The sequence below is a fragment of the Simiduia curdlanivorans genome, from assembly GCF_030409605.1.
Classification (GTDB): Bacteria; Pseudomonadota; Gammaproteobacteria; order Pseudomonadales; family Cellvibrionaceae; genus Simiduia; species Simiduia curdlanivorans.
The window spans coordinates 825,634-848,523 of record NZ_JAUFQG010000006.1 but is presented as its reverse complement, the minus strand read 5'-3'; the positions used below and the strand labels follow the sequence as shown (position 1 = coordinate 848,523).

Annotated in this window: 23 protein-coding genes; 11 read left to right on the top strand and 12 right to left on the bottom strand. The window is 50.4% G+C overall.

Annotated features, from left to right (window positions below):
* Positions 1-80: 80 nt before the first annotated feature.
* Entirely contained in the window at positions 81-731 is a 651-nt protein-coding gene (locus QWY82_RS17545) for a class I SAM-dependent methyltransferase (protein ID WP_290264953.1), read from the bottom strand.
* A gap of 222 nt (positions 732-953) precedes the next feature.
* Here QWY82_RS17545 and QWY82_RS17540 point away from each other — a divergent pair, with 222 nt between their 5' ends.
* Positions 954-1,184 (top strand): hypothetical protein, encoded by a 231-nt coding sequence (locus QWY82_RS17540; RefSeq protein WP_290264951.1) that lies wholly within the window; start codon positions 954-956, stop codon positions 1,182-1,184.
* Between the two features lie 153 nt (positions 1,185-1,337).
* Positions 1,338-2,099, top strand: a complete 762-nt coding sequence (locus QWY82_RS17535; protein ID WP_290264948.1) for a carbon-nitrogen hydrolase family protein — start codon at positions 1,338-1,340, stop codon at positions 2,097-2,099.
* Between the two features lie 31 nt (positions 2,100-2,130).
* On the opposite strand, the gene QWY82_RS17530 is transcribed toward QWY82_RS17535, so the two are convergent.
* Entirely contained in the window at positions 2,131-2,394 is a 264-nt protein-coding gene (locus tag QWY82_RS17530; protein WP_290264946.1) for a hypothetical protein, read from the bottom strand.
* A 150-nt stretch (positions 2,395-2,544) separates the two neighbouring features.
* Here QWY82_RS17530 and QWY82_RS17525 point away from each other — a divergent pair, with 150 nt between their 5' ends.
* The gene (locus QWY82_RS17525) at positions 2,545-3,759 is read left to right on the top strand and encodes an HPP family protein (RefSeq protein ID WP_290264945.1); all 1,215 of its coding nucleotides are present in this window, start codon (positions 2,545-2,547) and stop codon (positions 3,757-3,759) included.
* A 233-nt stretch (positions 3,760-3,992) separates the two neighbouring features.
* Here the strand turns inward: QWY82_RS17525 and QWY82_RS17520 are convergent, their stop codons facing one another.
* Positions 3,993-5,426 carry a right-handed parallel beta-helix repeat-containing protein gene (locus QWY82_RS17520; RefSeq protein ID WP_290264943.1) on the bottom strand — a complete coding sequence of 478 codons (1,434 nt, stop codon included), beginning with the start codon at positions 5,424-5,426 and terminating at the stop codon, positions 3,993-3,995.
* 399 nt (positions 5,427-5,825) lie between these two features.
* Complete coding sequence (locus tag QWY82_RS17515; RefSeq protein ID WP_290264941.1) at positions 5,826-6,710, bottom strand: hypothetical protein; 885 nt, start codon at positions 6,708-6,710, stop codon at positions 5,826-5,828.
* 209 nt (positions 6,711-6,919) lie between these two features.
* On the opposite strand from QWY82_RS17515, the gene QWY82_RS17510 reads away from it, so the two are divergent.
* A complete protein-coding gene (locus QWY82_RS17510; protein ID WP_290264939.1) occupies positions 6,920-7,633 on the top strand; it encodes a YebC/PmpR family DNA-binding transcriptional regulator in 714 nt (237 codons plus the stop codon).
* Positions 7,634-7,803: 170 nt separating this feature from the next.
* Here QWY82_RS17510 and fusA read toward each other — a convergent pair whose 3' ends face one another.
* Positions 7,804-9,888, bottom strand: coding sequence for an elongation factor G (gene fusA / locus QWY82_RS17505; RefSeq protein WP_290264937.1), 2,085 nt, complete (start codon positions 9,886-9,888; stop codon positions 7,804-7,806).
* A gap of 393 nt (positions 9,889-10,281) precedes the next feature.
* Here fusA and QWY82_RS17500 point away from each other — a divergent pair, with 393 nt between their 5' ends.
* Positions 10,282-10,545, top strand: coding sequence for a hypothetical protein (locus QWY82_RS17500; protein ID WP_290264935.1), 264 nt, complete (start codon positions 10,282-10,284; stop codon positions 10,543-10,545).
* Between the two features lie 119 nt (positions 10,546-10,664).
* Here QWY82_RS17500 and QWY82_RS17495 read toward each other — a convergent pair whose 3' ends face one another.
* The gene (locus QWY82_RS17495) at positions 10,665-11,573 is read right to left on the bottom strand and encodes a LysR family transcriptional regulator (RefSeq protein WP_290264932.1); all 909 of its coding nucleotides are present in this window, start codon (positions 11,571-11,573) and stop codon (positions 10,665-10,667) included.
* On the bottom strand, positions 11,551-12,465 hold the full coding sequence (locus QWY82_RS17490) for a LysR family transcriptional regulator (protein WP_290264929.1): 915 nt from the start codon (positions 12,463-12,465) through the stop codon (positions 11,551-11,553). The genes QWY82_RS17495 and QWY82_RS17490 overlap by 23 nt, the downstream gene beginning before the upstream one ends.
* 123 nt (positions 12,466-12,588) lie before the next feature.
* Between QWY82_RS17490 and QWY82_RS17485 the strand changes: the two genes are divergently transcribed.
* From QWY82_RS17485 to QWY82_RS17460, 6 genes are all read left to right on the top strand, one after another.
* The gene (locus QWY82_RS17485; protein WP_290264927.1) at positions 12,589-13,095 is read left to right on the top strand and encodes a shikimate kinase; all 507 of its coding nucleotides are present in this window, start codon (positions 12,589-12,591) and stop codon (positions 13,093-13,095) included.
* A 253-nt stretch (positions 13,096-13,348) separates the two neighbouring features.
* Entirely contained in the window at positions 13,349-14,311 is a 963-nt protein-coding gene (gene speB, locus QWY82_RS17480) for an agmatinase (RefSeq protein WP_290264925.1), read from the top strand.
* 431 nt (positions 14,312-14,742) lie between these two features.
* Positions 14,743-15,783: a Glu/Leu/Phe/Val dehydrogenase dimerization domain-containing protein gene (locus QWY82_RS17475; RefSeq protein ID WP_290264924.1), complete on the top strand. Its 1,041-nt coding sequence runs from the start codon at positions 14,743-14,745 to the stop codon at positions 15,781-15,783.
* A 1,016-nt stretch (positions 15,784-16,799) separates the two neighbouring features.
* A complete protein-coding gene (locus QWY82_RS17470) occupies positions 16,800-17,342 on the top strand; it encodes a YcxB family protein (RefSeq protein WP_290264923.1) in 543 nt (180 codons plus the stop codon).
* A 156-nt stretch (positions 17,343-17,498) separates the two neighbouring features.
* Positions 17,499-17,894, top strand: a complete 396-nt coding sequence (locus QWY82_RS17465) for a cold-shock protein (protein ID WP_290264922.1) — start codon at positions 17,499-17,501, stop codon at positions 17,892-17,894.
* A 113-nt stretch (positions 17,895-18,007) separates the two neighbouring features.
* Positions 18,008-18,718: a DUF2799 domain-containing protein gene (locus QWY82_RS17460; RefSeq protein ID WP_290264921.1), complete on the top strand. Its 711-nt coding sequence runs from the start codon at positions 18,008-18,010 to the stop codon at positions 18,716-18,718.
* 69 nt (positions 18,719-18,787) lie between these two features.
* Here QWY82_RS17460 and QWY82_RS17455 read toward each other — a convergent pair whose 3' ends face one another.
* The 5 genes from QWY82_RS17455 to QWY82_RS17435 form a co-directional block, all read right to left on the bottom strand.
* The gene (locus QWY82_RS17455; RefSeq protein WP_290264920.1) at positions 18,788-19,888 is read right to left on the bottom strand and encodes an NADH:flavin oxidoreductase; all 1,101 of its coding nucleotides are present in this window, start codon (positions 19,886-19,888) and stop codon (positions 18,788-18,790) included.
* 14 nt (positions 19,889-19,902) lie between these two features.
* Positions 19,903-20,481 (bottom strand): TetR/AcrR family transcriptional regulator, encoded by a 579-nt coding sequence (locus QWY82_RS17450; RefSeq protein ID WP_290264918.1) that lies wholly within the window; start codon positions 20,479-20,481, stop codon positions 19,903-19,905.
* Positions 20,482-20,860: 379 nt separating this feature from the next.
* Entirely contained in the window at positions 20,861-21,316 is a 456-nt protein-coding gene (locus tag QWY82_RS17445) for an Lrp/AsnC family transcriptional regulator (RefSeq protein WP_290264916.1), read from the bottom strand.
* Between the two features lie 78 nt (positions 21,317-21,394).
* Positions 21,395-22,249 (bottom strand): anthrax toxin lethal factor-related metalloendopeptidase, encoded by an 855-nt coding sequence (locus tag QWY82_RS17440; RefSeq protein WP_290264914.1) that lies wholly within the window; start codon positions 22,247-22,249, stop codon positions 21,395-21,397.
* Between the two features lie 48 nt (positions 22,250-22,297).
* Positions 22,298-22,780 (bottom strand): Lrp/AsnC family transcriptional regulator, encoded by a 483-nt coding sequence (locus QWY82_RS17435; RefSeq protein ID WP_290264912.1) that lies wholly within the window; start codon positions 22,778-22,780, stop codon positions 22,298-22,300.
* Between the last annotated feature and the right edge of the window lie 110 nt (positions 22,781-22,890).

Sequence of the window (22,890 nt, the reverse complement as noted above, 5' to 3'; positions counted from 1 at the left end):
GTGAAACTATTTACCCCTTAGCTTAGTATTTTATTGTTGCTTGTTGCTTGTTGCTTGTTGCTTGTTGCTTGTTGCTTGTTTTAACGATTGAATTTTAAAATATGCCCTTTGAACTCATTCGCGAGATAGCGAGTATGGCTCGGCTTGTGGTGCGAATAGGTAAATCCAAATGCCACCATTTCCGTGCTGAGTTTACTTTTTCGACCGCGTCCTGGATCGACAAGTATAACTTCACAGATTGGCTTAGCATGTTGGTTAATAAAATTTGCCAATAGCTTTATGTGCTGGTTTTCGTACAATAAATCGCTGCCTATGATGAGGTCGAAGAGCCCAAGCGTGGCGCTGTTATGCGACCAGTCTGCAAGTTCAAAGTTGATCGGGTTATCGCTATTAAGTCGTGCGTTTCTTTGCAAAAAACGTTCAACTTCTGGGTGGTAATCGGTTGCCGTAATGTCTGCGCGCTGTTTATTGAGTAGCAGGCTGCTGAGCGCCATGCCACAACCAATTTCAAGTATCCGTTTGGAGCCGGTGTCGCAGTCGAGCATGTAATGAGCCAACACTAAACTCGATGGCCAAATCACGCCAAATAAAGACCAACTCGCTGAGGATATACCGAGTTTTTCTGCTGCACCTTCTGGGTCGTGGAATTCTTGGACGTCGCGTAAGGTGCAAAGGTGAATATCGGTTTTACCAAACTCGACAGTCTGATAGCGCAAACGAAGGGTTGTCATTGGGCTGCCTAAGTAGCTTAGCGCAAAGCCCGCCATTTAGGATAAATGACACACTGGCGTTGTCGCTCCAGAATACAGCAGCCCGTAGGAAAGGCAACGTGAATTGCTTGAGGGGCCGCTGTTACAAGAGCCTGATTTCTATCGCTCGGTATGATTTCCGATAAGGTTTGCGTATTATTGGCCATCTATAAATCGGATTATTGTTCATAAAAGGGAAAGACTATGGCTCATATTGAAATGTCTCTGCTGTCTATTGAGTGCTTCATGAACGACGGCAAGCTCGATGCCGCCGAGCTTGGCAAAATGGTCGCTTTAGCGGAGGCAGATGGAGAGATAACTCCGGAAGAGATTCAGGTATTGAGAAGCGTTATTAAGCGTATTAAGCCTGAAGAAGTGGATGCGCCTATGAGAGCGAGGCTTGAGTCTTTGAGCAAGAAAATTAGCACACAGTGAATAATAGGACTATTTTTAGCCCCTAGCTCGGGTGAGTAGCCATCTTGTTTCCCCCGAGCAAGAAGGTAGATGTTTATTGGGTGAGTTATGTCAGCAACACACCTGAAAATGCCGTGTTTACCTAGGTGAAGTTTTTTCTGTAGGAGTGACCTTTTGAGCTTTTCCATCGCAGCAGCCCAAATACCGGCTATCAAGGGTAAGCTTTCAGTGAATGCCCGTGCGCATATGCAAGTGGTGGCGCAAGCTCACGCGGAAGGGGTCAATTGCCTGGTGTTTCCCGAGTTGTCCTTGACTGGCTATGAACCGACGTTAGCGGCCTCGATGGCGCTAAGCGTAAATGACCCTTGTTTTGTCCTACTCGCGCAGCAGGCCAAGCGCTATCAGATGACCATTATCGTAGGTGGGCCTGTGGAAACCGGCGCTAAGCCTGCTATTGGTGCGTTTATTATTCAGCCCAGCGGTCAGATAAAAATTTATCGGAAGTTATTTTTGCACGAGGGCGAAGCCGCTTTTTTTCAGCCTGGTCACGAGCATTACCTACTGGCGTTAGACGGGCATCGCTTGCTTAATGCCATTTGTGCCGATACTACCCACCCAGAACACGCCGCCGCTTGTCGAACTTATGAGGCGAGCATTTATGCTGCTGGTGTATTGATAACAGAGGCGGGTTATGGACCAGATACGGAGCAGTTACAAGGCTATGCTAAGGCGCATAATGTCTTAGTGGTGATGGCAAATCACTGCGCAGATACTGGGGGCTTTGCGCCTGCTGGTAAGAGTGCCATTTGGGATAGCCGAGGCTTAGTGAGCGGTGCAGAGAGCTTGGAAAGTTGTTTGGTGATTGCGACTCAGCACGACGACCAATGGCATGGGCGCTGTGTGGCACTATGTACGGATAAGATTCCCGTTGTTTAAGACGGCTGCTAGCTAGGTTAGTGCGATGTCGTTAATGTGACTCGTCTTTAACTCGCGCTAATTGCTCATAGGCTGTGTCATCAAACTGATAGTAGGCAAATATCTCCTCGAGTGCGATGAAAGACGGCGTACTAAGTGGCCTTCTGCATTTCAATTTCATTTCTAAGTTGGGCGCTGCAAGCAGCTCCACCCCATCTAGGGCGTTAATTCGCTCAGTCAATATTTGCTGATGACTGTTACACCAGAGTGGTGGCAACCTTAGCTGTAAAATTGTTGCGGGTTTACGCTTGTCCATGGTTTGCTCTTGGTACCTCAAACGAATGTTTTTGCGCCTGAGGTGTGGTTGAGTGTTTCCCGGAGTTTGATACGGTCTTGGCAATTTATACACCATTTTGAAGCACTGCTGTGTATAATTGCGCCTTTTTGGTGCGCTGGCAGGGTGTTTATGGCTCCGCATGAGGCGAGAGGGCGCAAGCGCATTGTTCGGCAATGTCTTTCCCTACTCGGTTTGAATCGACAAGACAGTCAATCGCTTTCATCTATTCCGCTCTTGCAGCGCATCAAGGTTGCGTTTTTTGCCGCCTTAGCGCTGTGGTTGGTCGCCTATTCTAGCCTGCACATTGGCCATAGCTATGGCGGTTTTATTTTGCTGGCCTCCATGGGTGCGTCATCGGTGCTGTTGTTTGGACTGCCCAACAGCCCCTTGGCCAGCCCTTGGTCTTTTGTCGGTGGGCATATTATTCCCGCTGCCATAGGCGTGGGCTGCTCATGGGTGATTCAAGATATGGCGCTTTTGGCGGCCGTCACTATAGCCTTGACACTGCTGTGTATGTACACCTTTGAATGCATTCATCCCCCGGGCGGCGCTACCGCCTTGGTGCCAGTGTTTGCGGCTTACGAGCAACCGCTGGGGTTTGATTTTCTACTCTATCCCGTGGCAAGTGGTGTTTTAATTTTATTATTGTTGTCGCTGTTTTTTAAGCGCTGGGTACTCCATAAGCCCTTAATCAACACCAGCGATGACTTTGATCCGAAACACCAAAGTCAAAATCGGCCGCCGTTAAAGCGTCATGGTTTGCAGCCAGAAGATTTTCTCCGGGCGTTAAATAGTGCAGACACGGTGTTGGATATCGGCGAGCAGGATTTAGAATCTCTATGTCACAAGGCGCAAAGTTTTGCCTACGAGCGCCAGCAGGATGCCTTTACCTGTGCCAGTATTATGTCGCGCGATGTGATTACTGTAAGTTCAAGTACTGCGGCGGCGGATGCTTGGAAGCTGTTCCATAAACACCGCATTAGCTCTATGCCGGTTGTCGACGGGCAGCGCTTGGTGGGGATGGTGTCTAGTGTCGACTTTTTTAAAAACTTAACTAACAAGCCCTATTGGAGTTTGCTGCGTCAATTGAGCCGATTGGTGCACAAACGCAAATCGCGTTTTGGTAGAAGGCGCACGGTTGCGGAGCTAATGGTGGGCCAAGCGCATTTAGTAAAAGCTCGCGATACCAGTCATATAGTCGCGCTGATTCCTTTATTGTCGGACGCCGGTTATCACCATATTCCCGTGGTTGATGCGCAGGATATGCTAGTGGGTATTATTACCCAGTCGGATTTAATTGCGGGGTTATACGGCCAGTTGCAAAACGGCATGGCGCTCACTTAAGCGAACTAGCGGAGATACGGAAGTTGCTGCGGTTACTGTAGTTGCGGTATTTCCGGTAGCTGCGTTGGTGCGGTAGCTGCGTTGGTGCTGGAGTTGCCGGAGTTGCCTAAGTGCTGATGTATCAAGAGCACTGAAGTTTACTTACTCGGCTATCACTACCGATGTTGGGGCTTTTGCCCAAATACCGGTAGTGACGTAAAGCAGCTCGGATATTTTTGTTTACCTACGCATACTTAATAGGCGCGAATTTTTATGTATTTACAATTCGTGCTATCGGGTGAAATTTTGAGTGTTGTACCGGTGAAGTTTGAACTGGCAACATAGTTGCTGGTGATGGCTAAACTGCCGCTGCCATCGACTGCGTTGACACTGCCGCGAAAATTACACGAGGTGTTGGTGTCGCTGTCCCAAAACTGCAGGCTTTTTCCCGATAGCGACTGGTTAAACTGCACGCAATTGCCGTTGTTTAAATTCACTTCTGACTTGGTATCCCAGCTAAGCACCTGCACACCACTACAGGCTGATGGGCTCGGTGTTGGTGTTGGAGTAGGAGACGGAGTGGGGCTCGGAGTGGGCGTCGGAGTTGGTGTTGGTGTTGGTGTTGGTGTTGGAGTAGTTCCGTAGTTACCTGGCGCGGGAATATTAGTCGGAATAATATTATCGATGGTAGCGGCGCTCCAGCCACTGGCAATCCGATCGCTGCGGCCGTCTAAGCGTTTATTGTTGCTACTGACATGATTGACGCCAACGGATGCAAACAATAGATAGTTGCTTGAGCCATCTAAATCCACTTCATTGGCGATAAAGGTATTCTCATCGGCAACGTCGTGCGTTTCAAAGGCGTGCTTAATATTTGACTCGCCGTTGCGATAGGCTTTGTTGCCGCGAATGACGGCGTTTTCGCCTTTTATGTCTACGAAACTATCGGCGGAATTGGCGCCCGAAATGCCCGTGCCGGTCATGGTGTTGTACTCGAAAATGGTACCGCTGGTGCCCGCTTTGATATCGATATGCTCGGCGCGCACGTTCGGCCCAATGGTGTTGCCGCCGATGACGTTGTTATTACAGGCCGGGCCATAGACGTAGCCTTTGCCATCATCTGATCCCGGGTGTGAGCCCACATAAAAGGCTTCGCCGGTGCCGGCGCTGGTTAATCCTGTGTCGTAAACGTTGGAATTTTTGACCAGGTTGTTTGAGCTGTTATCGCGCAGGTGGATAGCTTCTTGGCCGGTTTTATAGACGCTGACGTTGTCGATAACCACATGGTTGGCGTTGTCGAGAATGATCCCTTTTTGGCCGTTGGTGACACGCAAGTCGCGCACCTGCCAATAGTCGCCGGTAATGTAGAGGACGATCTTTTTGTCCACCGTCGCGCCGCGTAGTTCCTGTGGGTTGTTCTTGTTGGCGCTGCGCAGGATGATAGGTTTCGCGGCTGTGCCGTTACTGCTGCCGTAGAAGTGGGCATTGGCGAAGCCGCTGAGGCTACCGGTGGCGACGCTCTCGTAGTTGCCTGGGTTAAGTATGATCTCGTCGCCCGCTTTTGCCGCCTGCATGGCTTGTTGTAAGTCTGGCCCGTTGTACACGTTTAGCGTTGCAGCCTGGCCGGCGAGGCTGGTCACCAGCAGGGATAAAGCGAGGGCTAGGGGTTTTGGAGTGAGTTGTTTCATTGCCGAGTTCTCTGGTTATTGTTTTTAGGTTGCATCCTGCGGATCGTGTTGGCTGAAAGACGAGTAGCAACGCGCCTGAAGGCCAGTCCTCGTACGAATGTAGTCTAGCTTAATTGGCCTGACAACCCGACCATCAGGCCATTTGTGTGATTTTTAGCACTATTTTTTCCAAACGCAATAATTGTTCGCTTGGCGCCTGGGATGGCTGTTGAGGCGGTGCTTTTGCCACCGGGGAGTTGTTGGTATGTGGCTGGCTGTGTTTCAGCTTTTGCGTTAGGGCGTTAGGGCGTTTGCAGGGCGCTGTGGCCGCTTTGTTGGCGTAGCGCAAGATAGACGGTCGCCGACGTTAGGGTTTAGTCTGTTAGTACTTCTTACCCCATTGCCTGTTACTCTAGTTTATTAAATGCCCTGAATCGGATTGGAAAGATGCAGGCCCTTAGCCATATAAATATCGTCGTAGCGCAAACCGCCGTTGCCATAGGGCTGCTCTTTCGGCCCGGTATTGCAATTGGTTAGGAAGTAGATAAGTGGCTGCTCCCGCTGGATTCGAAAACTCGCTCCGCTGTAGACCTTTGTCTGCTCAGTAAATTCGCCGCCCCGTATGTATACATCGTAGCGCTGCCCACCGGCTATCTTTCGGGCGTTGTCCACCACATACCAAATGTCGTACCAAGTGTTTTGTTGCAGTGGTTGGGCATCCTGCTGTGTTACCGGGTTGACGACTGCGGCGTAGCCCCTGTCTGTTTTCACCATCAGTGCGCCTTTGTTTTTGCTGCCGTCAGATTCGGTTTTGTCGGTTACTCTTAGGCTTGGTTCAAGCGCGTCGTAACCGAGTTTTACGATATCCTCGGGTAGGTAGCTACTCAAGCCGAAGACGTGGTTGTTGGGAAAGTACTCGACATTGATACGGGTAAACAGGGTGTAGGTTTCACCTACCGCGATTGCTTGTGGCAGCGGTAAAAAGCTCAGCGCTTTTCTATTGCCTAACACGCCTTCCGGCGCTGGTTTTTTAATCAGATAGTGGTTGCCGTTAGCCGCTTTTCTGCGCTCAGTCACTTGCGGGTTAGGTTGATAGGGGTCGGTTTCGTTGCCGGCGTCGCGCTTTTCCCAGCGGGAAAACTGCTTGCCGTCTTCGAAATTATCGACCAAAAGCCAAGCGCCATTCGCACTCTTGTCTGCGCGACTACTGATGTCTGCGCGACTACTGTTGCCGGCGAGAGCAGCAGCAATGAGGAAAAGTGCTGCCAGCGATTTCGCCATTCTGTTGGTGCGCTTGCGGTGCATGGGCGAGTCCTATGATCTAAAGGTTGGTTTGACGCTGGTGTTTACAGGTCAGTTGCGATGAACCTAATTTACAAGTGTTTAGGGCGCTCAGCCAGAGGCAATTTTTGCCTCTGGCTGAGCGCGTTATCAGGCCTTTACTTGGCACCTTGCCTGCGATCTCTAGCCCTGTAAAATAAGCCTTTTCGTAGCACACATTGAGAATCGTGATTATGGGTAGAGCCTATCAAAACCGCAAAGAGTCTATGGCGAAAACCGCTGACGCTAAATCCAAGGTGTATAGCAAATACGGCCGAGAAATCTATGTGTGCGCCAAGTCTGGCGGGGTTGAGCCGGAAGGTAACCTCACCTTAAGAAACTTGATTGATAAGGCTAAGAAAGATCAGGTACCTGCGCATGTGATCGAGAAAGCGTTGCAGAAAGCCAAGGGCGCCGGCGGCGAAGATTTTGCACTGGCGCGCTACGAGGGTTATGGCCCAGGTAACTGCATGGTGATTATCGAGTGTTTAACGGATAACCCAAACCGAACCTTTGGCGATGTGCGCCAATGCTTTGTTAAAACCAAAAGTAAAATTGGCACCCAGGGTTCCGTTGCGCACATGTTTGATCACGGTGCTTTATTTATCTTTACCGGTGACGAAGAGGCGGCGCTTGAGGCCTTGATCATGGCCGATGTGGAGGTTATCGAGATAGAAAGCGAGGGCGATAAGGTTACCGTGATAACCCCTCACACCGAATACTTCAAGGCTAAAACAGCGCTATTGGACGCGATGCCAGAACTCGATTTCGATATAGACGAAATTCAATTTCTGCCCAAGACCACCGCACCGATTGAGGGCGATGATATTCCCCTGTTCGAAAAGTTTATGGATATGTTAAATGATGTGGACGATGTGCAAAACGTCTATCACAGTGCAGAAGTTTAGTTTTATAAACTTACTAGCAACTAGCAACTAGCACCTGGCAACTAGCCAAAGGCCGCTATCGTTTAGCGGCTTTTTTTTGCTTAAAAATAGACCCTTTCTTAGTTACATAAAAAAACCCGATGATTTGCATCATCGGGTTTCTTCAAAGAACGCAAGCATTGAAGTAGGTTTTACTTCTTAGCTTTTTTCTCTTTTTCAGCAGCAATAACTTCGTCTGCTACGTTCTGTGGACATGGCAGGTAGTGCGAGAACTCCATGGAGAACTGGCCACGACCTGAGGTCATGGTGCGCAGTGTTCCGATGTAGCCAAACATTTCCGCCAATGGCACGTCTGCTTTAACGCGAACGCCAGTAACGCCTTTTTCCTGATCCTTGATCATACCGCGACGACGGTTCAAGTCACCGATAACGTCACCTACGTGATCGTCTGGCGTGAACACGTCAACCTTCATGATGGGCTCAAGCAACTGTGGGCCAGCTTTCGGCATAGACTGACGGAAAGCGCCTTTCGCTGCGATTTCAAACGCGATGGCCGAGGAGTCAACGGCGTGGAAGCCACCGTCGTACAGCTCAACTTCAACGTCTAATACGGGGAAGCCCGCCAATGGACCTGTACCCATCAAGCTCTTAAAGCCTTTCTCGATCGCAGGGAAGAATTCCTTCGGAACGTTACCGCCCACAACCACAGATTTGAAGGTGTAGCCAGTGCCAACTTCGCCTGGACGGATGCGGTAGTCGATCTTACCGTACTGACCAGAACCACCGGATTGCTTCTTGTGGGTGTAGCTGTCGTCGATTTCGCGAGTAATGGTTTCGCGGTAGGCAACCTGTGGCTTACCAACGGTTAGTTCGATACCGTGGGTACGCTTAAGAATGTCTACTTTGATGTCCAGGTGAAGTTCGCCCATACCTTTGAGAATGGTTTCGCCTGAATCTTCGTCGGTTTCTACGCGGAATGATGGATCTTCAGACACCATCTTACCGATGGCGATACCCATTTTCTCCATGCCGGCCTTGTCTTTCGGCGCAACTGCGATAGAGATTACTGGATCTGGGAACACCATGGCTTCCAGTGTGCATGGGTGCTTTGGATCACACAGGGTGTGACCGGTCTGAACCATTTTCATGCCCACGATGGCGATGATGTCACCGGCTTGTGCGCTTTCAATTTCTTTACGGTCGTTCGCATGCATTTCTACCATGCGGCCAACGCGTTCGGTTTTACCGGTAAAGGAGTTAAGGATGGTGTCACCCTTGTTCAATTTACCTGAGTAGATGCGGATAAAGGTCAGGGCGCCAAAGCGGTCGTCCATGATCTTAAAGGCCAAGGCTTTGAACGGCTCTTCGGTAGAAACGGTAGCGAACTCGCCAGTTTCAACACCTTCTTCGTCAGTCAAAGGTACTTTGGTCGCTTCTGTTGGGTCTGGCAGGTAGTCAACAACGGCGTTCAGAACCAGCTGAATACCTTTGTTCTTAAACGCAGAGCCACAGTAAGTGGGGAACCAGTTCAGTTTGATGGTGCCCTGACGGATGCAGCGCTGGATGTCTTCGATTGAAGGCTCTTCGCCTTCCATGTAGGCCATCAGCAGGTCGTCGTCTTCTTCCAGAGCCGTTTCAATCAGCTCCTGACGGTACATTTGTGCATCGTCAACCATGTCGGCTGGAATATCTTCTACGGTGTAGTTTTCTGGCAGACCAGAGTCATCCCAGATGTAAGCTTTCTGCGTCAGTACGTCGACAACGCCTTTGAACTCGTCTTCGCGGCCGATGGGTAGGGTCATAACCAATGGGCGTGCGCCCAATACTTTCTTGATCTGCTCAACAACGCGGAAGAAGTCAGCACCCATACGGTCTAACTTGTTAACGAAGATAACGCGAGCCACTTCGGATTCGTTGGCATAGCGCCAGTTGGTTTCGGACTGTGGCTCAACGCCGCCGGAACCACAGAATACGCCGATACCGCCATCCAATACTTTCAGTGAACGGTAAACCTCGATGGTGAAGTCAACGTGTCCGGGGGTATCGATGATGTTGAAGCGGTGATCATCCCAGAAACAGGTGGTGGCAGCGGACTGAATGGTAATACCGCGCTCGGCTTCCTGCTCCATGAAATCCATGGTTGAGGCGCCGTCGTGTACTTCACCTAAGCGGTGAATACGACCAGTCAATTTCAAAATACGCTCGGTAGTGGTGGTTTTACCCGCATCCACGTGAGCAAAGATACCAATGTTTCTATATTTAGCTAAGTCTGTCATTACGGTACTCGATAAGCCAGTGCGAAAATTGGGCGTGATAATACAGAATTTTTGCCGAGTTTATTAGTGGCATTGTCAGTTTATTTTAAAGAAAGGGGTAAATATTGTGCTCAAAAGCCAGAAACCCTGATAAATGCAGGGTTTTGATGGGCTCAAAATCTTAACCGCACCTGATTTTGGCTCTGTGTGATATGTCCTTGGGTTATAGAAAATCCCCCGGTTCGTGACTTTTTCTCTGCTTGGTACGTGTGCACTAGGCTTTTAATAGCTGTTTTGGCTAGCCCGTCACCTTTCTCGGAATGTTTTGTTCCGATGGGCTAAATCGCTTTGCTAAGGGCGGAAAGCCTCTACTAGGCTCTAGCAACATGTATTGTTTTTGTTTGAGGTAGGGAGATGGCCGATAAATCTTGGATGTTGCACCCATTGGCGATTCGTCACGCGCGTGAGTGTGTTTCGATTATCAAGCGAGATTTCGACGTGACACTGAAAATGTCTGATCCGGATTTCTTGGAGCAACTGCACAGTAAGGTCTCGCTCGCTGCCTCGCGGGATCTGGGCAGAGCTTACGCCTTATTGGTGGCTGATGCCGGAGTTGGCGGGGTTATGCGCGCACTGGGGGGCCAACCTGCAAAACCTGTGGTGGCTGCATCGCGCTAGCTATATCGCGCTAGCTATTTAGCCTCGCTCAATCTAGAGCCTCTACTTTTAGGGTTATACGCCGTGCTCACTGTGTTTCGCCGGCGTCAACGGTTTCGGCTTTCTGCTCGACCTCTAATCTAGCCATACACTCTATCCAGCTGGATCAAAAGCTGCTTCAGCAGCTTGTCTTGCGGGCCGGTCTTTCGGGTCAGGGCGGCTATGTCGACGGCGTAGTGCCGAGTGTCTGGGCAGAGCGCGCGCAATTCTTTTTTGTGCAGCCAAGGTTGTACATAGTGGCTGGGAAAGAAGCCGATATATTGGCCAGTTTTTACCAGCGCCATACGCACCTCATAGATGTAGGCATTGGCTGATCTGGGTAGCCCCTCCATCGCCAAGGAGGCTTGGCCAATGGTTTGAATACCCGGGTGAATAAATTTGTGCTTGCTTAAGTCCGTATCTTTAATGGCGCCGCTTTTTGCTGCAAACAGCGGGTGCTTGGCGTGGCAATAGAGGAAATAATCTTCGTTATAGAGCGGGCGATAGTTCAGGCTGGATAGGTCCCGGTGGCGCGGCGCAAAACAAATGTGGGCGCGGCCATCAATGAGTGCCTGCTCCATTTCCGGCAAACTGTTGGTGGAAATGTTGATGGTGACATCTGGCGCTTTGGCAATAAATGCGTCGAGTATCTCGGTCAGTTTGAAGCGCGGATCGGCGACGATGGCATCGGAGCAAATAATATTAAGCTCGCCGGTAAGTTTCTCGTGCAGCCCGTTTACTTGTTGGCGAAAGCCGTCCAAAACCGCAAACACCTCTTGCACTGCATCGTAGACGGTTTTGCCTTCCTCCGTTAACGCGAAACCGGCGCGCCCGCGCTGGCACAGGGTTAGGCCCAAGCGGCTTTCCAAGTCGGCCATGTGGGTTGAGATGGTTGAGCGCGCAATATTGAGCTGAGATTCTGCCGCGCTAAAACCGCCGCAGTCGGCCACGGTCTGAAAAATTCGCAAAAGCTTTAGGTCGATATCGTTAATTTTTCTGAGCATTGACATAGTGGGTGTCGTTCAAAAGGGCAAAGAAGTGCTGCAACAGTTTATTGTTGCGCTGTTGTTCGAGGCAGAGTGCGGCCATGGCAATGTTGAATTGTAAGCGACCAGGTAAAATCGCTTTCAGCTGTTGCTGCTCCAGCCAAGGCTGCGCCACATGCACGGGTAAAAAACCGAGATAGCCGCCCGATAAGATCAATGCGGTACGCGCTTCTAACTCTGGCGCCATGGCGAGCGTTGTGAGTTTGGATTCCAACGTGGTGAGCTCTTGGTGCCATGGGTAGCCAGCGCTGACGTAATCGGCCAGGCCAAGTTCGGTTTCAGAAATGGTTGTTTTGGTAAATAGCGGGTGCTGTTTGCTGCAATACAACTGACTCAATTCGCGGTACAAGGGCTTGCAAAAAAAGCGCTCGGTTAAGGCGGCTTGCGGTGCTATGCCTATGTGCGCCTCGCCACTTTGCAAGGCTGCCATAATGGCTTGCGGGTTTAGGCTGTGCACCCGCAAGCGCGCCTGCGGCGCCCGCTGTTTGAACTGCGCCACCACTTGCGCGAAATGGAAGTCTGGGTGGTTGAGGCTGTCATCGCTAAAAGCGATGACTAGCTCGCCCTGCAGCTGGTCGTGCTTCAAGGTTTCAATCTGCGCTTGAAAGTGACTGCCGGCTTGCATCCACTCGGTGGCAGCGGCATACACAGACTTACCCTCTTGGGTCAGTGAAAAGCCGCCCCGGCCTCTATGGCAAAGGCAGAAACCTAAGCGCGACTCGAGCTCTGCAAGATTGGTGCTGATGGTGGATCGAGACAGTTGCAGTCGCTGTTCAGCTGCGCTCAGCCCGCCGCATTCGGCCACGGCGACAAACTGTTTCAACAGGCGCAGGTCTAGCTCTGAGTCTGGCTTCATGAAATCTAACTTAAGGCTATTAAGGTTGAAAATATCTTACCTTAATTTTCGTCCCTTGTGGCCACCCCTTTGCTGGGGTTTAATGCGCGCCAAGATTTGACTAAAGTAGCTTGGAAACAGCCTATGAAACCGCAAAGTATCATCCTCATCGGCATGCCTGGCGCGGGCAAGAGCACCATTGGCGTTGTGTTGGCGAAGGAGCTGGCGAAGGATTTTATCGATACCGACGTGTTGATTCAGGTGCGCGAAAAGCAAACCCTGCAGGAGATCATGGATGCCTCCGATTATTTAAACCTTAGACGTATCGAAGAAGAGGTACTGTTGGAAACGGATCTGCCCAACCATGTTATCGCCACCGGTGGTAGCGCGGTTTATGGCGATGCGGGTATGCAGCATTTGAAAACCTATGGCCCCGTGGTGTTTTTAAGTGTGTCTCTCAATGAGCTGCGCCGGCGAATTCACAACTACGAGTCGCGCGGTATTGCGCGCCGGCCCGATCAATCCTTCGACGATGTCTTTGCCGAACGCAACCGTTTGTATCGCGAGTACGCCGATATTGTGGTGGAGTGTGACGGTTTAAATCAGGCTGAGGTGATTGAATCGCTCCGCGCGCAATTGGCGGCGCTTTAGCGGCAAGTCGCAAGCTGCAAGCTGCAAGCTACAAGCTACAGGGCCTGGCGCTTCCTCTAAGCTCTGCGCTTGAGGCTTGAGGCTTGAGGCTTGAGGCTTGAGGCTTGAGGCTTGAGGCCTGCAGCTTGCAGCTCAATAGTTCGCTCAAACCTAACTATTGATCTGACCTGTCCCGCTCTACCTGCCCGTCTAATCAGCCATACTGTGTCTCTTCTCGCTTCTATTTGTGAGGCGTATCGATTGGAGTAGGCACATGACCGAGCAACGCAAAAAAGTTCTGCATCAACCTTTAGGTGGCAACGACATGCCGCGCTTCGGTGGCCCAGCTACCTTTATGCGCCTGCCCGCGCTGTCTCTGGCCGATCCATTAGACGCGGGTATCATTGGCGTGCCGCTCGATATAGGTGCCTCTAACCGCCCCGGTGCGCGCTTTGGCCCGCGCGAAATTCGCGACGAGTCGCGTATGTTGCGGCCCTTTAACGTCTCTACCGGCGCCGACCCTTTCGGTAGTTTATCCATCGCCGACATTGGCGATGTGCCTATCAATACTTTCAACCTTGAAAAAAGCGTCGCCATTATCGAGGCGCACTACGATAAAGTTGTGGCGGCGGGCATCACACCAGTTAGCATCGGTGGCGATCACACCATTGTGCTGCCGATTTTGCGCGCGCTGAAGAAAAAGTATGGCCCTATTGGTGTTGTACACGTGGATGCTCACGCCGATGTTAACGATCACATGTTTGGCGAGCGTATCGCCCACGGTACGCCGTTTAGACGAGCCATGGAGGAGGGGTTGCTCGATGGTAATCGGGTAGTGCAAATTGGTTTGCGTGGCACCGGCTATTCGCCCGACGAGTATCAATGGTCGCGCGATCAAGGTTTCCGCGTGGTGCAGGCCGAAGAGTGTTGGTATAAATCGCTGGCGCCGTTAATGGCGGAAGTGCGAGAAAAAGTGGCCGGCGGCCCGGTTTATATCAGCTTTGATATCGACGGTTTAGACCCGTCCTTCGCACCTGGAACTGGCACCGCTGAAGTGGGTGGTTTGTCGGTCCATCAAGGCCTGGAAATCGTGCGCGGTTGTAGGGGCTTGGATGTGATCGGTGCGGACCTCGTAGAAGTGTCGCCACCTTACGACACCAGCAAGGCCACCTCGGTGGTGGGAGCGAACTTGTTGTATGAGATGCTGTGTGTCTTGCCGGGGGTTAAGTATTCTTAGCTACAGGCTACAGGCTACAGGCTACAGGCTACAGGCTACAAGCTACAAGCTACAAGCTACAAGCTACAAGCTTGAGGCCATACTCTTGCTAGTTGCTTGCCCTGTGATCGGACCTGCTAGTTGCTAGTGAAAGCAAGAGCCGAGCAATGTTATGCCTGCGCTCTTGATTTTGGCCTTGCTTGTGGCTTGCAAGGGGGGCGGTCCCCCCGCCTTGCAGTTTGTAGCGAATCCCTCAAAAGCAACATATGTGCTAATTAGTGTCGGCTTTTTAGCGATACCTGCCTCCGCACCACCCTTCGGCTTCATTCTTAGCAACCTTTTATTTTCTCGCTAGCGCTAGAATTTTGTTTGCTCATAGGCCAACCCAAAAGGTGGTTTGAGCTGGAAGTTGTTGCCCAAAAGGCGCCCCTAAAATGACAAGGTTGTAGTTTATGTCGGTGTTTTCTCATTCGGCCTTTGACGGTCACGAACACGTTGCTTTTTATCACGATGCCAAATCTGGCTTAAAAGCCATTATCGCCATTCACAACACCAACCTTGGCCCAGCATTGGGTGGCTGCCGCATGTGGCCCTACGCCAGCGATGAAGAAGCGCTGCGCGACGTGCTGCGCTTGTCCCGTGGCATGACCTACAAATCGGCTATTTCTAATATCAAACTGGGCGGCGGCAAGGCGGTGATTATCGGTAATCACCGCACCCAGAAAACCGACGCTTTGTTGCACAGCATGGGTGACTTTATCGAAAGCCTCGGCGGGCGTTACATCACCGCAGAGGATTCCGGTACCAGCGTTGCCGACATGGTAAAAATTGGCGAGCGCACCCGCTTTGCTGGCGGCGTGGTGGAAGGTTCTGAGCATGGGGGGGACCCAAGCCCAACCACAGCCTACGGTGTGTTTGTCGGTTTGAAGGCGGCGGCCCAGTATCGTTTGGGTAAAACCTCATTGCAGGGCTTGAAAGTGGCCATTCAGGGCGTTGGCAATGTGGGCTTCCGCTTGGCCAAGCAATTACATGCCGAGGGCGCCGAGCTGATTGTGTCTGATATTTTTGCTGAAAACACCGAGCGAGCCGCGCGCGAGTTGGGGGCAATTGTGGTTGAAGGCGATGCCATTTTTGATCAAAACGTAGATGTTTTTGCCCCCTGTGCATTGGGAGCGATTATCAACGACGACACCATTGGCCGATTAAAGGCCAGTGTTGTTGCCGGTGCAGCGAACAATCAGCTGGCCGAGGAGCGCCATGGCGATATGTTGCGCGCGCGCGAAATTCTCTACGCACCCGATTATGTGATTAACGCCGGCGGTATTGTGGACGTGTATTACCAACGCACCGGCGGGACCGATGCCCAGCTGAAAACCCACGTAGAAAGCATTGGCGACACCTTGATTCAGATATTTGACCGCGCAGCACAAACGCAACAGCCAACGGGTATTGTTGCGAATAAAATTGCCGAAGAACGTTTTATGAAGGCATAAGTTGCGTAATGACTAAAAGATTAAAACCCGTCATGAGGGCATAGCGGCCCCAGACGTTATAGGTTTTTCCTCCTGTGACTCTCCCTTGCAATTTGTATGGGATTTCAAGCCCGGCCCTAAAAAGCCGGGCTTTTTTTGCCTACAGGATGTAGGTACATCCCGTGAGGCAGGACGCCGGAAGGGAGTGCCTGAATTCACTCCGATTTATTTCAAACCGGAGCGGTGTGCTGCAGATCACTACGTTATCGTTAAGTTTGCCTTGGGAGGGGTGAGCGCCGGAAGCCTGTATGCCGCGGGCGCATGGGTGAGAGGAACGTTAGCAAATTATTATTTGCGTGAACTCGAACGACACCAAGCTATGCTTTGTGGCCGGTCCCGAAGGGCGCAGGAGCGGCGTGCTGCAGATCACTGCAATCTCTCCTTATATCCCAACAGCCACATCCACGTTTTGCTATTTAGGCGCCCAGCCCCCGAGCCAGCCATTTCACCGCTCCATCAGCGCTATCCGGCGCTGAGTCACTAGCGCCACGTCCATGTGGCTTGTGAAATGGCTGGCTCGAGGGCTTTGAAAGTTGGGCAGATCATAGATATGAGTTCAACCAGCTTCCCAAGTTTCGGTTAAAGCGCTCGCTTGGTGTACGCTCCAAACATATTACTTAACCATCCAACAAATCGTTCTCCCGCACCGGCCTCAAAAGTAGGTGCTTTTAGGCGATGCTGCCCTTGGCAACGGATCGTGCGTCGCCTAGGGGGGCCTACTTTTGGTGCTCTAACTCCAGCGTCCTTGCAGTCGTGCATTGAGGTCGCTAGGGTCACAAAATGGTTGGTTAGAGCACTTTGAAGTGTGTGGCTTAAGATATTTGCCAGAAGCGCTGCTGAGTGCCTCTATAGTTAGCACAAGCTTGCTGAAATGTGACAGAATCCAGCCTTTAGTCAGTCAGGTGCTAAGTTTTACTAGTGTGGAGCGCTCTAGTTCGTCATGGCGCGATTAGATAAATAATAAATAGGTTATTCATTTGATAAGAGAGTTTACAGTTTCAGCGGACGATTTTAGAACTTACAGTAGGTTTGCCTTTTTAAGGTTATCAAATCGTAAGGCAAAAGGAGTGCGATCTTTTGCTGTTAATTTTGTTGTTTGGTTTGTTGTGGCGATAGTGTTTTTTACCATCTTCCAATTTGATGATTTTAGTTTATCTAAGTTTCACTGGCCTTCAGGTTTAGCCATGGCGTTTCCATTTGTTATTTTTGTATTTGCATATATAAATAACTTAAAGGAGATTGAGCGCAAATCTATGCCCAATGAAGATGGTTTAATGCTTGGTAAGAGAAAAATTGAATTTAATGAGTCAGGCATAACCGACTCGAATCGCTTTGGAGTTAGCGTGTATAAGTGGGAGGCTCTTCAGGGCGTCGAACAGTATCAGGGAAATGTTTATTTATCCTTGGATACCATGCTGGCGCAAATCTTTCCAGCCTCTTCGTTTGAAAGCTCCGTTGATAGGGAGTCATTCGTGGAATATATTAATACATGCATGATAAATCACTCCAATCCAGCCTAAATGGCTAGGTTAGTTGAGATGCTAAGCGCGTTATTTATACAAGGTACACATACTTAGAATTACGGATATTTACATCACCACTGGCAACCATTTCATAATTTAGCCAGAGTTTACATCGGCATTATTGCCTTCATTACATATTAATAGGATACAAGCATGGCCAAAGGCACAATTAAGCGTTACGACTTCCGTAAAGGCTTCGGTTTTATTTCTGACGATAAAAGCGGTAAAGATTTCTTCTTTCATAAAAGTGAGTGGCAGGGCGATGGCCCCATTCGTCAGGGGTTGGCCGTTGAATTCGAGGATAGAGACTCGGATAAAGGCCCGCAGGCGGAAGCTGTTATGCCTTTGGATGGTGTTGGTAACAAAAGCCCAGGTAATAAAAATTCAGGTAACAACAAACCAGCAAAAACTGCCGCTGTTGCCGCTAAACCGGCGACCTTAGAAGAGCGCTTGACGGCGCTAGAAAGTTCAGCTGGCACTTGGAAAATCATGAGCTTGTTAGCACTTGCTGGCGTTGTTGCACTCGCGGTTGAGCGTTTTTTGATGTAAGGCTGATTCATTGTGATCAGACGTTTGGTTGTTTCTCCGGTATGCCTAGCTGCTGTTGTGTCCATTAACGCCCAGCTAGGTGACGGCAACATTTTAATAAGAGCATGAACGCCATGAAATATTTTCTCTATTTCTCTTTAGTGATGTTATTGGCCAGTTGCGCGACCATGAACAAAGAAGAGTGCGAGGTGGCCGACTGGCGTGCGGTGGGGTATCAGCACGGGGCTAAGGGGCAGAGTGCTACGGCGTTTGAGAACTATCAGAAAGATTGCTCTAAGCACCAGATCAAAGCGGACTTCAGTGCCTTTAAACAGGGGCACCAACAGGGTATTGATGAGTACTGTATTTACGAGCGTGGCATGGAGCTTGGTCGAGCTGGCGCTAACTACAACAATCAGTGCCCGAGTAGCCGTTATGAGCGTTTTGAGGACGGTTATTTTGCCGGCTTAATTCGCTATTGTACCTATGACAAAGGCTATGAATTGGGTGCCCGTGGCGCGGCCGTTAACGCTAATTGCCCACACGAAGATTTTCGCGACTTCAGTGCCGGTTATGCGGATGGTTATGTTCGCTTCGAAATGGCGCAGGAAATTCGTGAGTTAGAAGAGTCTTTGCACGGAATAGATCATCAAATGCAGCTGGAGCTGGATTTGATTGCCGACTCTGAGGCCTTAATTGTGAGTGATAAAAGCTCCGCAAGTCAGCGCACGCAAGCGTTAGAGGATATTAAATTGCATCGGGCTGCGCTAACTGATCTCGAGCGCCAGCACCGAAAAGTAGAAAAGCAGTTGGCGCGGTTACAGGCGCAATTTAACGATAATTGAGGCCGAAAGTGGCTTAGGTGTCAGGACTTTGCTGCATACCGCCCTGTGGTGGTATGCAGCATGATTTACTTAAACGAGCTTCATCAATTGCTCTAAATCGTAAGCTTCAATGGTTTTGTTTTGCTTCAAGCGCAATGGCCAATCTGGATTGGCTATTAACGCGCGACCGACAGCCACTAAGTCAAATTCCTTGTTGTTTAACATCGTTAACAGGTTGTCGATGGAGGCGGGTTCGCCACCGGAGAAACCTTTTTTCTCTTCGTCTACAAAGGGTTTATTTAAGCCGACACTACCCACGGTGATTGCGGGCTTGCCGGTGATTTTTCTGGTCCAGCCGGCGAGGTTTAGTGTCGAACCCTCGAATTCAACTTCCCAAAAGCGTCGCGTTGAGCAGTGAAAAATATCCACGCCAGCGTCAGAAAGTGGCATTAGAAAACTTTCTAGCTCTTCGGGTGTGTTGGCTAAACGCGCGTTGTAATCCTGCATTTTCCACTGCGAGAAGCGAAACACGATGGGAAAGTCTGGTGCGGTAGCGGCGCGTACGGCTTGAATAACTTCAACGGCAAAGCGAGTGCGTGCGGCGAGGTCGCCACCGTATTCGTCGGTGCGTTCGTTCATACCAGCCCAGAAAAACTGGTCGATCAAATAGCCGTGGGCGCCGTGAATTTCTACGCCGTCGAAACCTAAATTCATGGCCTCGCGTGCCGCGTCTGCGTAGGCGGTGACGACTTCCGCAATATCGGCTTTGGTCATTTCATGACATTTTTTCTTGCCCGGTGCGACTAAGCCAGACGGGCCAAAGCCCGGTACTGCGCCATCCGGCTCCATGCCTTCTTTGCGTACCGAGCCCACATGCCAAAGTTGTGGCATGATTTTTCCGCCGGCGCCGTGTACGGCATCGACTACTTTTTTCCAGCCAGCTAAGGCTTTTTCACCGTAGAAGTAAGGCACGTTTTCGTAGCCGTTGGCGGCTTTGTGACCGATGCAAGTGCCCTCGGTAATGATTAAACCCACACCGCCTTCGGCGCGGCGCTTGTAGTAATCCACCACGAGATCATTGGGTATATTGCCCGGTGAGAACTGGCGCGTCATGGGTGCCATAACGATGCGGTTAGCGAGCTGAAGTGGGCCAAGTGTAAAGGGTGAAAATAATGCATCAAGCTGAGTCATTGTTACCGCTACCTCTAAATTTTAAGGGTGTTTTTGTATTGCGCCATGACCTGCTCAAAGACTTCGAGGCCGTGGATACGGGAATATTGCAGTGCACCTTTACAGGCGAGCACCAGTAGCATGGCCTGGTGGTTGGCGTCGCCTAAAAAGTGCATGGTTTTTTTTGCCCGCCCGTCTGCCAAAATGGACGAGATAAAATCAATTTCGTGTTGATCTAACTCGGCGATTGATTGGCACATTGAGACTGGCAGCAAGTTGATATCCGCCTGTAAAGAACTTAGCGGACAAATTTTGTTGGCGCCCTTGGCGTATTGCAAAGACCAGTTCAGGTAGGCATCGAGCCGCTGCCAAGGGTCGGGAAATTCTGTTTTGGCCTGCTGAAAACGCTGCTCGTGCCAGGTCTTTATCCATTGGCACAGCGCTACACCTAAGTCTTCCTTGCGCGGGAAATGGTGGTGAATGCTGGCCTTGGTAATACCCATGGCGCTAGATAGGTCTTGATAGCTAAAGCTTTCAAAGCCCTTGGTTTGCAGCAGGGTTATGGCGAGCTCTAGAATTTCTTCTTTGCGGTTGCGCGAGCGGGTTTGAACCATGGTGCTAATTAACCATCTAGTTGGTAAGTTAGCGCCAAATTAACCTACTGGTAGGTAAGTTACAAGGCTAAAAAGTGGCTAATCAGTCACAATTGAGGATGCATTTAGATTGATGGCTGGTAGTTTGCGGTGGAGCTGCTATAAATAAAGTTAGGTTGACTAAAGGTTGCGATTGAAACTTTTAACGTTTAACTTTTAGTTGATGCTAGTCATGTGTCTCCTTTAGATGGACTTGGTTTAGTAGATGAATTGAATGGGAGCAGAACAGGCGAAGGACGACCCCCTGAGCCGCTAAAGCGTTTTCATTCGATATAGATCAGCCCGCCCACAAGGCGGGCTTTTTTTATGGGTGATCCAAAATCTATGTAGAGGTAACCACTTAAAGCGGTAGGGAGGTGGTGTATTTCACTTGCTTGAGCGCAAAGGTTGAATTCACCGAGGCGACATTGGGCAGGTGCACGATGGTCTTTTTCAACAGTTGTTCGTAGTGTTCTACGCTGTCGACTACCACCCGCAGCACGTAATCTTTTTCGCCGCTGGTTGAGTAGCACTCGACTATTTCGGCGACGTCTTGCACGCCATTTTCGAAATCATCTAGGCTGGCCTCATCGTGACTTTTTATGGTGATGTAGGCGTACACCGTCACGCCCAGACCGAGTTGCTTGGGGTCTAACAGCGTTACTTTTTGTTTGATTATGCCATCGGCTTCAAGCTTTTTAATCCGGCGCCAGCAAGGCGTGTGCGATAGGCCGACTTTGTCGCCAAGCTCCGCCATAGAGTAATCAGCGTTTTCCTGGAGGGTTCTCAGAATCTTGCGATCAAACTCATCGAGCATGGCGCTTGTCCTAATGCAGGGGTTTTAAAGTGATATTCGTCCTAAAGTTTACCATGGGCATCTGGGCTGGGGAACATGTCATTGCGCCTCAATGTAAAACCAGGCTGTTTCCATTAGCCGATAACCTTGTGGGTCATAGCGTTTCAAACCCTGCCTATTGGTAGGTGGGTAGAAGTGCTCGGCAAAGAATTTCGCCGATAGCTCAGCAAAATATTCGCGGTGGTTCTTCAGTGCATAGGCCTGTTCAATCAACCGGCCCGAGTCGGATTGTAGGTTGGTATAGAGCTTTTGCTGTTTTGCCAGCGTGTAACTTTGTTGTGAAAGCTGGCTTAAGCGCCGCCAATGGTAGCGGTGGAAGCCGTGCGCCAACTCGTGAATGATCACCGCGAGCGCGGATTTGTCGCTCATTGCCATAAAGTTGGCGGCTGAATTGACCACAATACTGTCGTCAAAGCGCTTGGAAATCCGGTTGTTTTTGGCAAAGTACCAAAGCCCGCTGTCTTTTCCGCCGTAGCTTGAGCCGGTGCCGCTGAAGATGTAATAGCGAATGTTGTTAAATTGGGCCCGGTGTTGGGCCGGCAGTATCGCCAGCGCTTGCGCTACTTTTTGGCTGAGCCGATCGGCTGCCTTGCGGGTGAGTTCGGGTTGTGTGCTGAGTAACTCAGATTCGACAATAATAGCGATGGCATAGCCGTCAAGGCGGGTGTGGGCGCGGTTGGCGTAATTGAAGTATTCCTTAGATTCCAGCGCACCGTATTGGTTGTGGGTATTCTTGAGCTCAACGGTGTGTTCAGTTACAGGCGCTTTGCCACATTTACGCGGGTCATCGGTAAAAATCGGTTTGCCGTTAGCGCTTTTGCAGTGAAGGATGGTTTCTGCCGCAAGGGGTGCGATGAAAAGCAGCAGGCTGGTGAGGAGTAAAAATTGTTTCATCGTCCCTGAGTGCCTAATGCCCTCCCAGTAGGGAGGGCGAATGAAGCCTTAGCGCGGCATAAATTCCAACGGCAGTTCGGTTTTATAGCGAACTTGTTTGATGGAGAAGCTCGACTTGATGTGATCGATGCCGGGTACTTGGGTTAGCTTGTCATCTAAGAAGCGTTGGTAGGTTTGTAAATCTGGCACCACGACGCGAATCAAATAGTCGAAATCGCCGGTCATTAAATAGCACTCCATCACTTCTTGCCATTCGTTCACGGTGTTTTCGAAGGTTTCTAATTCACTTTTGACTTGGTGATTTAGGGTGACTTGAATGAACACACTCACGGGTAGGCCAACTTTTGATGGCTCCAATAGGGTCACTGCCTGGCGAATAAAGCCTTCGTCGCGCAGGTTCTTCACGCGGCGCGAGCAGGGCGAAGGTGAAAGGCAGACTTTATCGGCTAATTCGATATTGGGGATAGTTGCGTTGCCCTGGAGAATGTCTAGGATTTTGCGGTCGGTACTGTCGGGTATGTAATTAGCCATAAGTCGATTTTTGATCGTTAGTGAATATGGAGTGGCCCCTGGGTGTTGATTACAACCTTTAATGCTCGGTGGGCGCGGGCAGGGTTTTGCCAGCGATGCACGAGCATGGC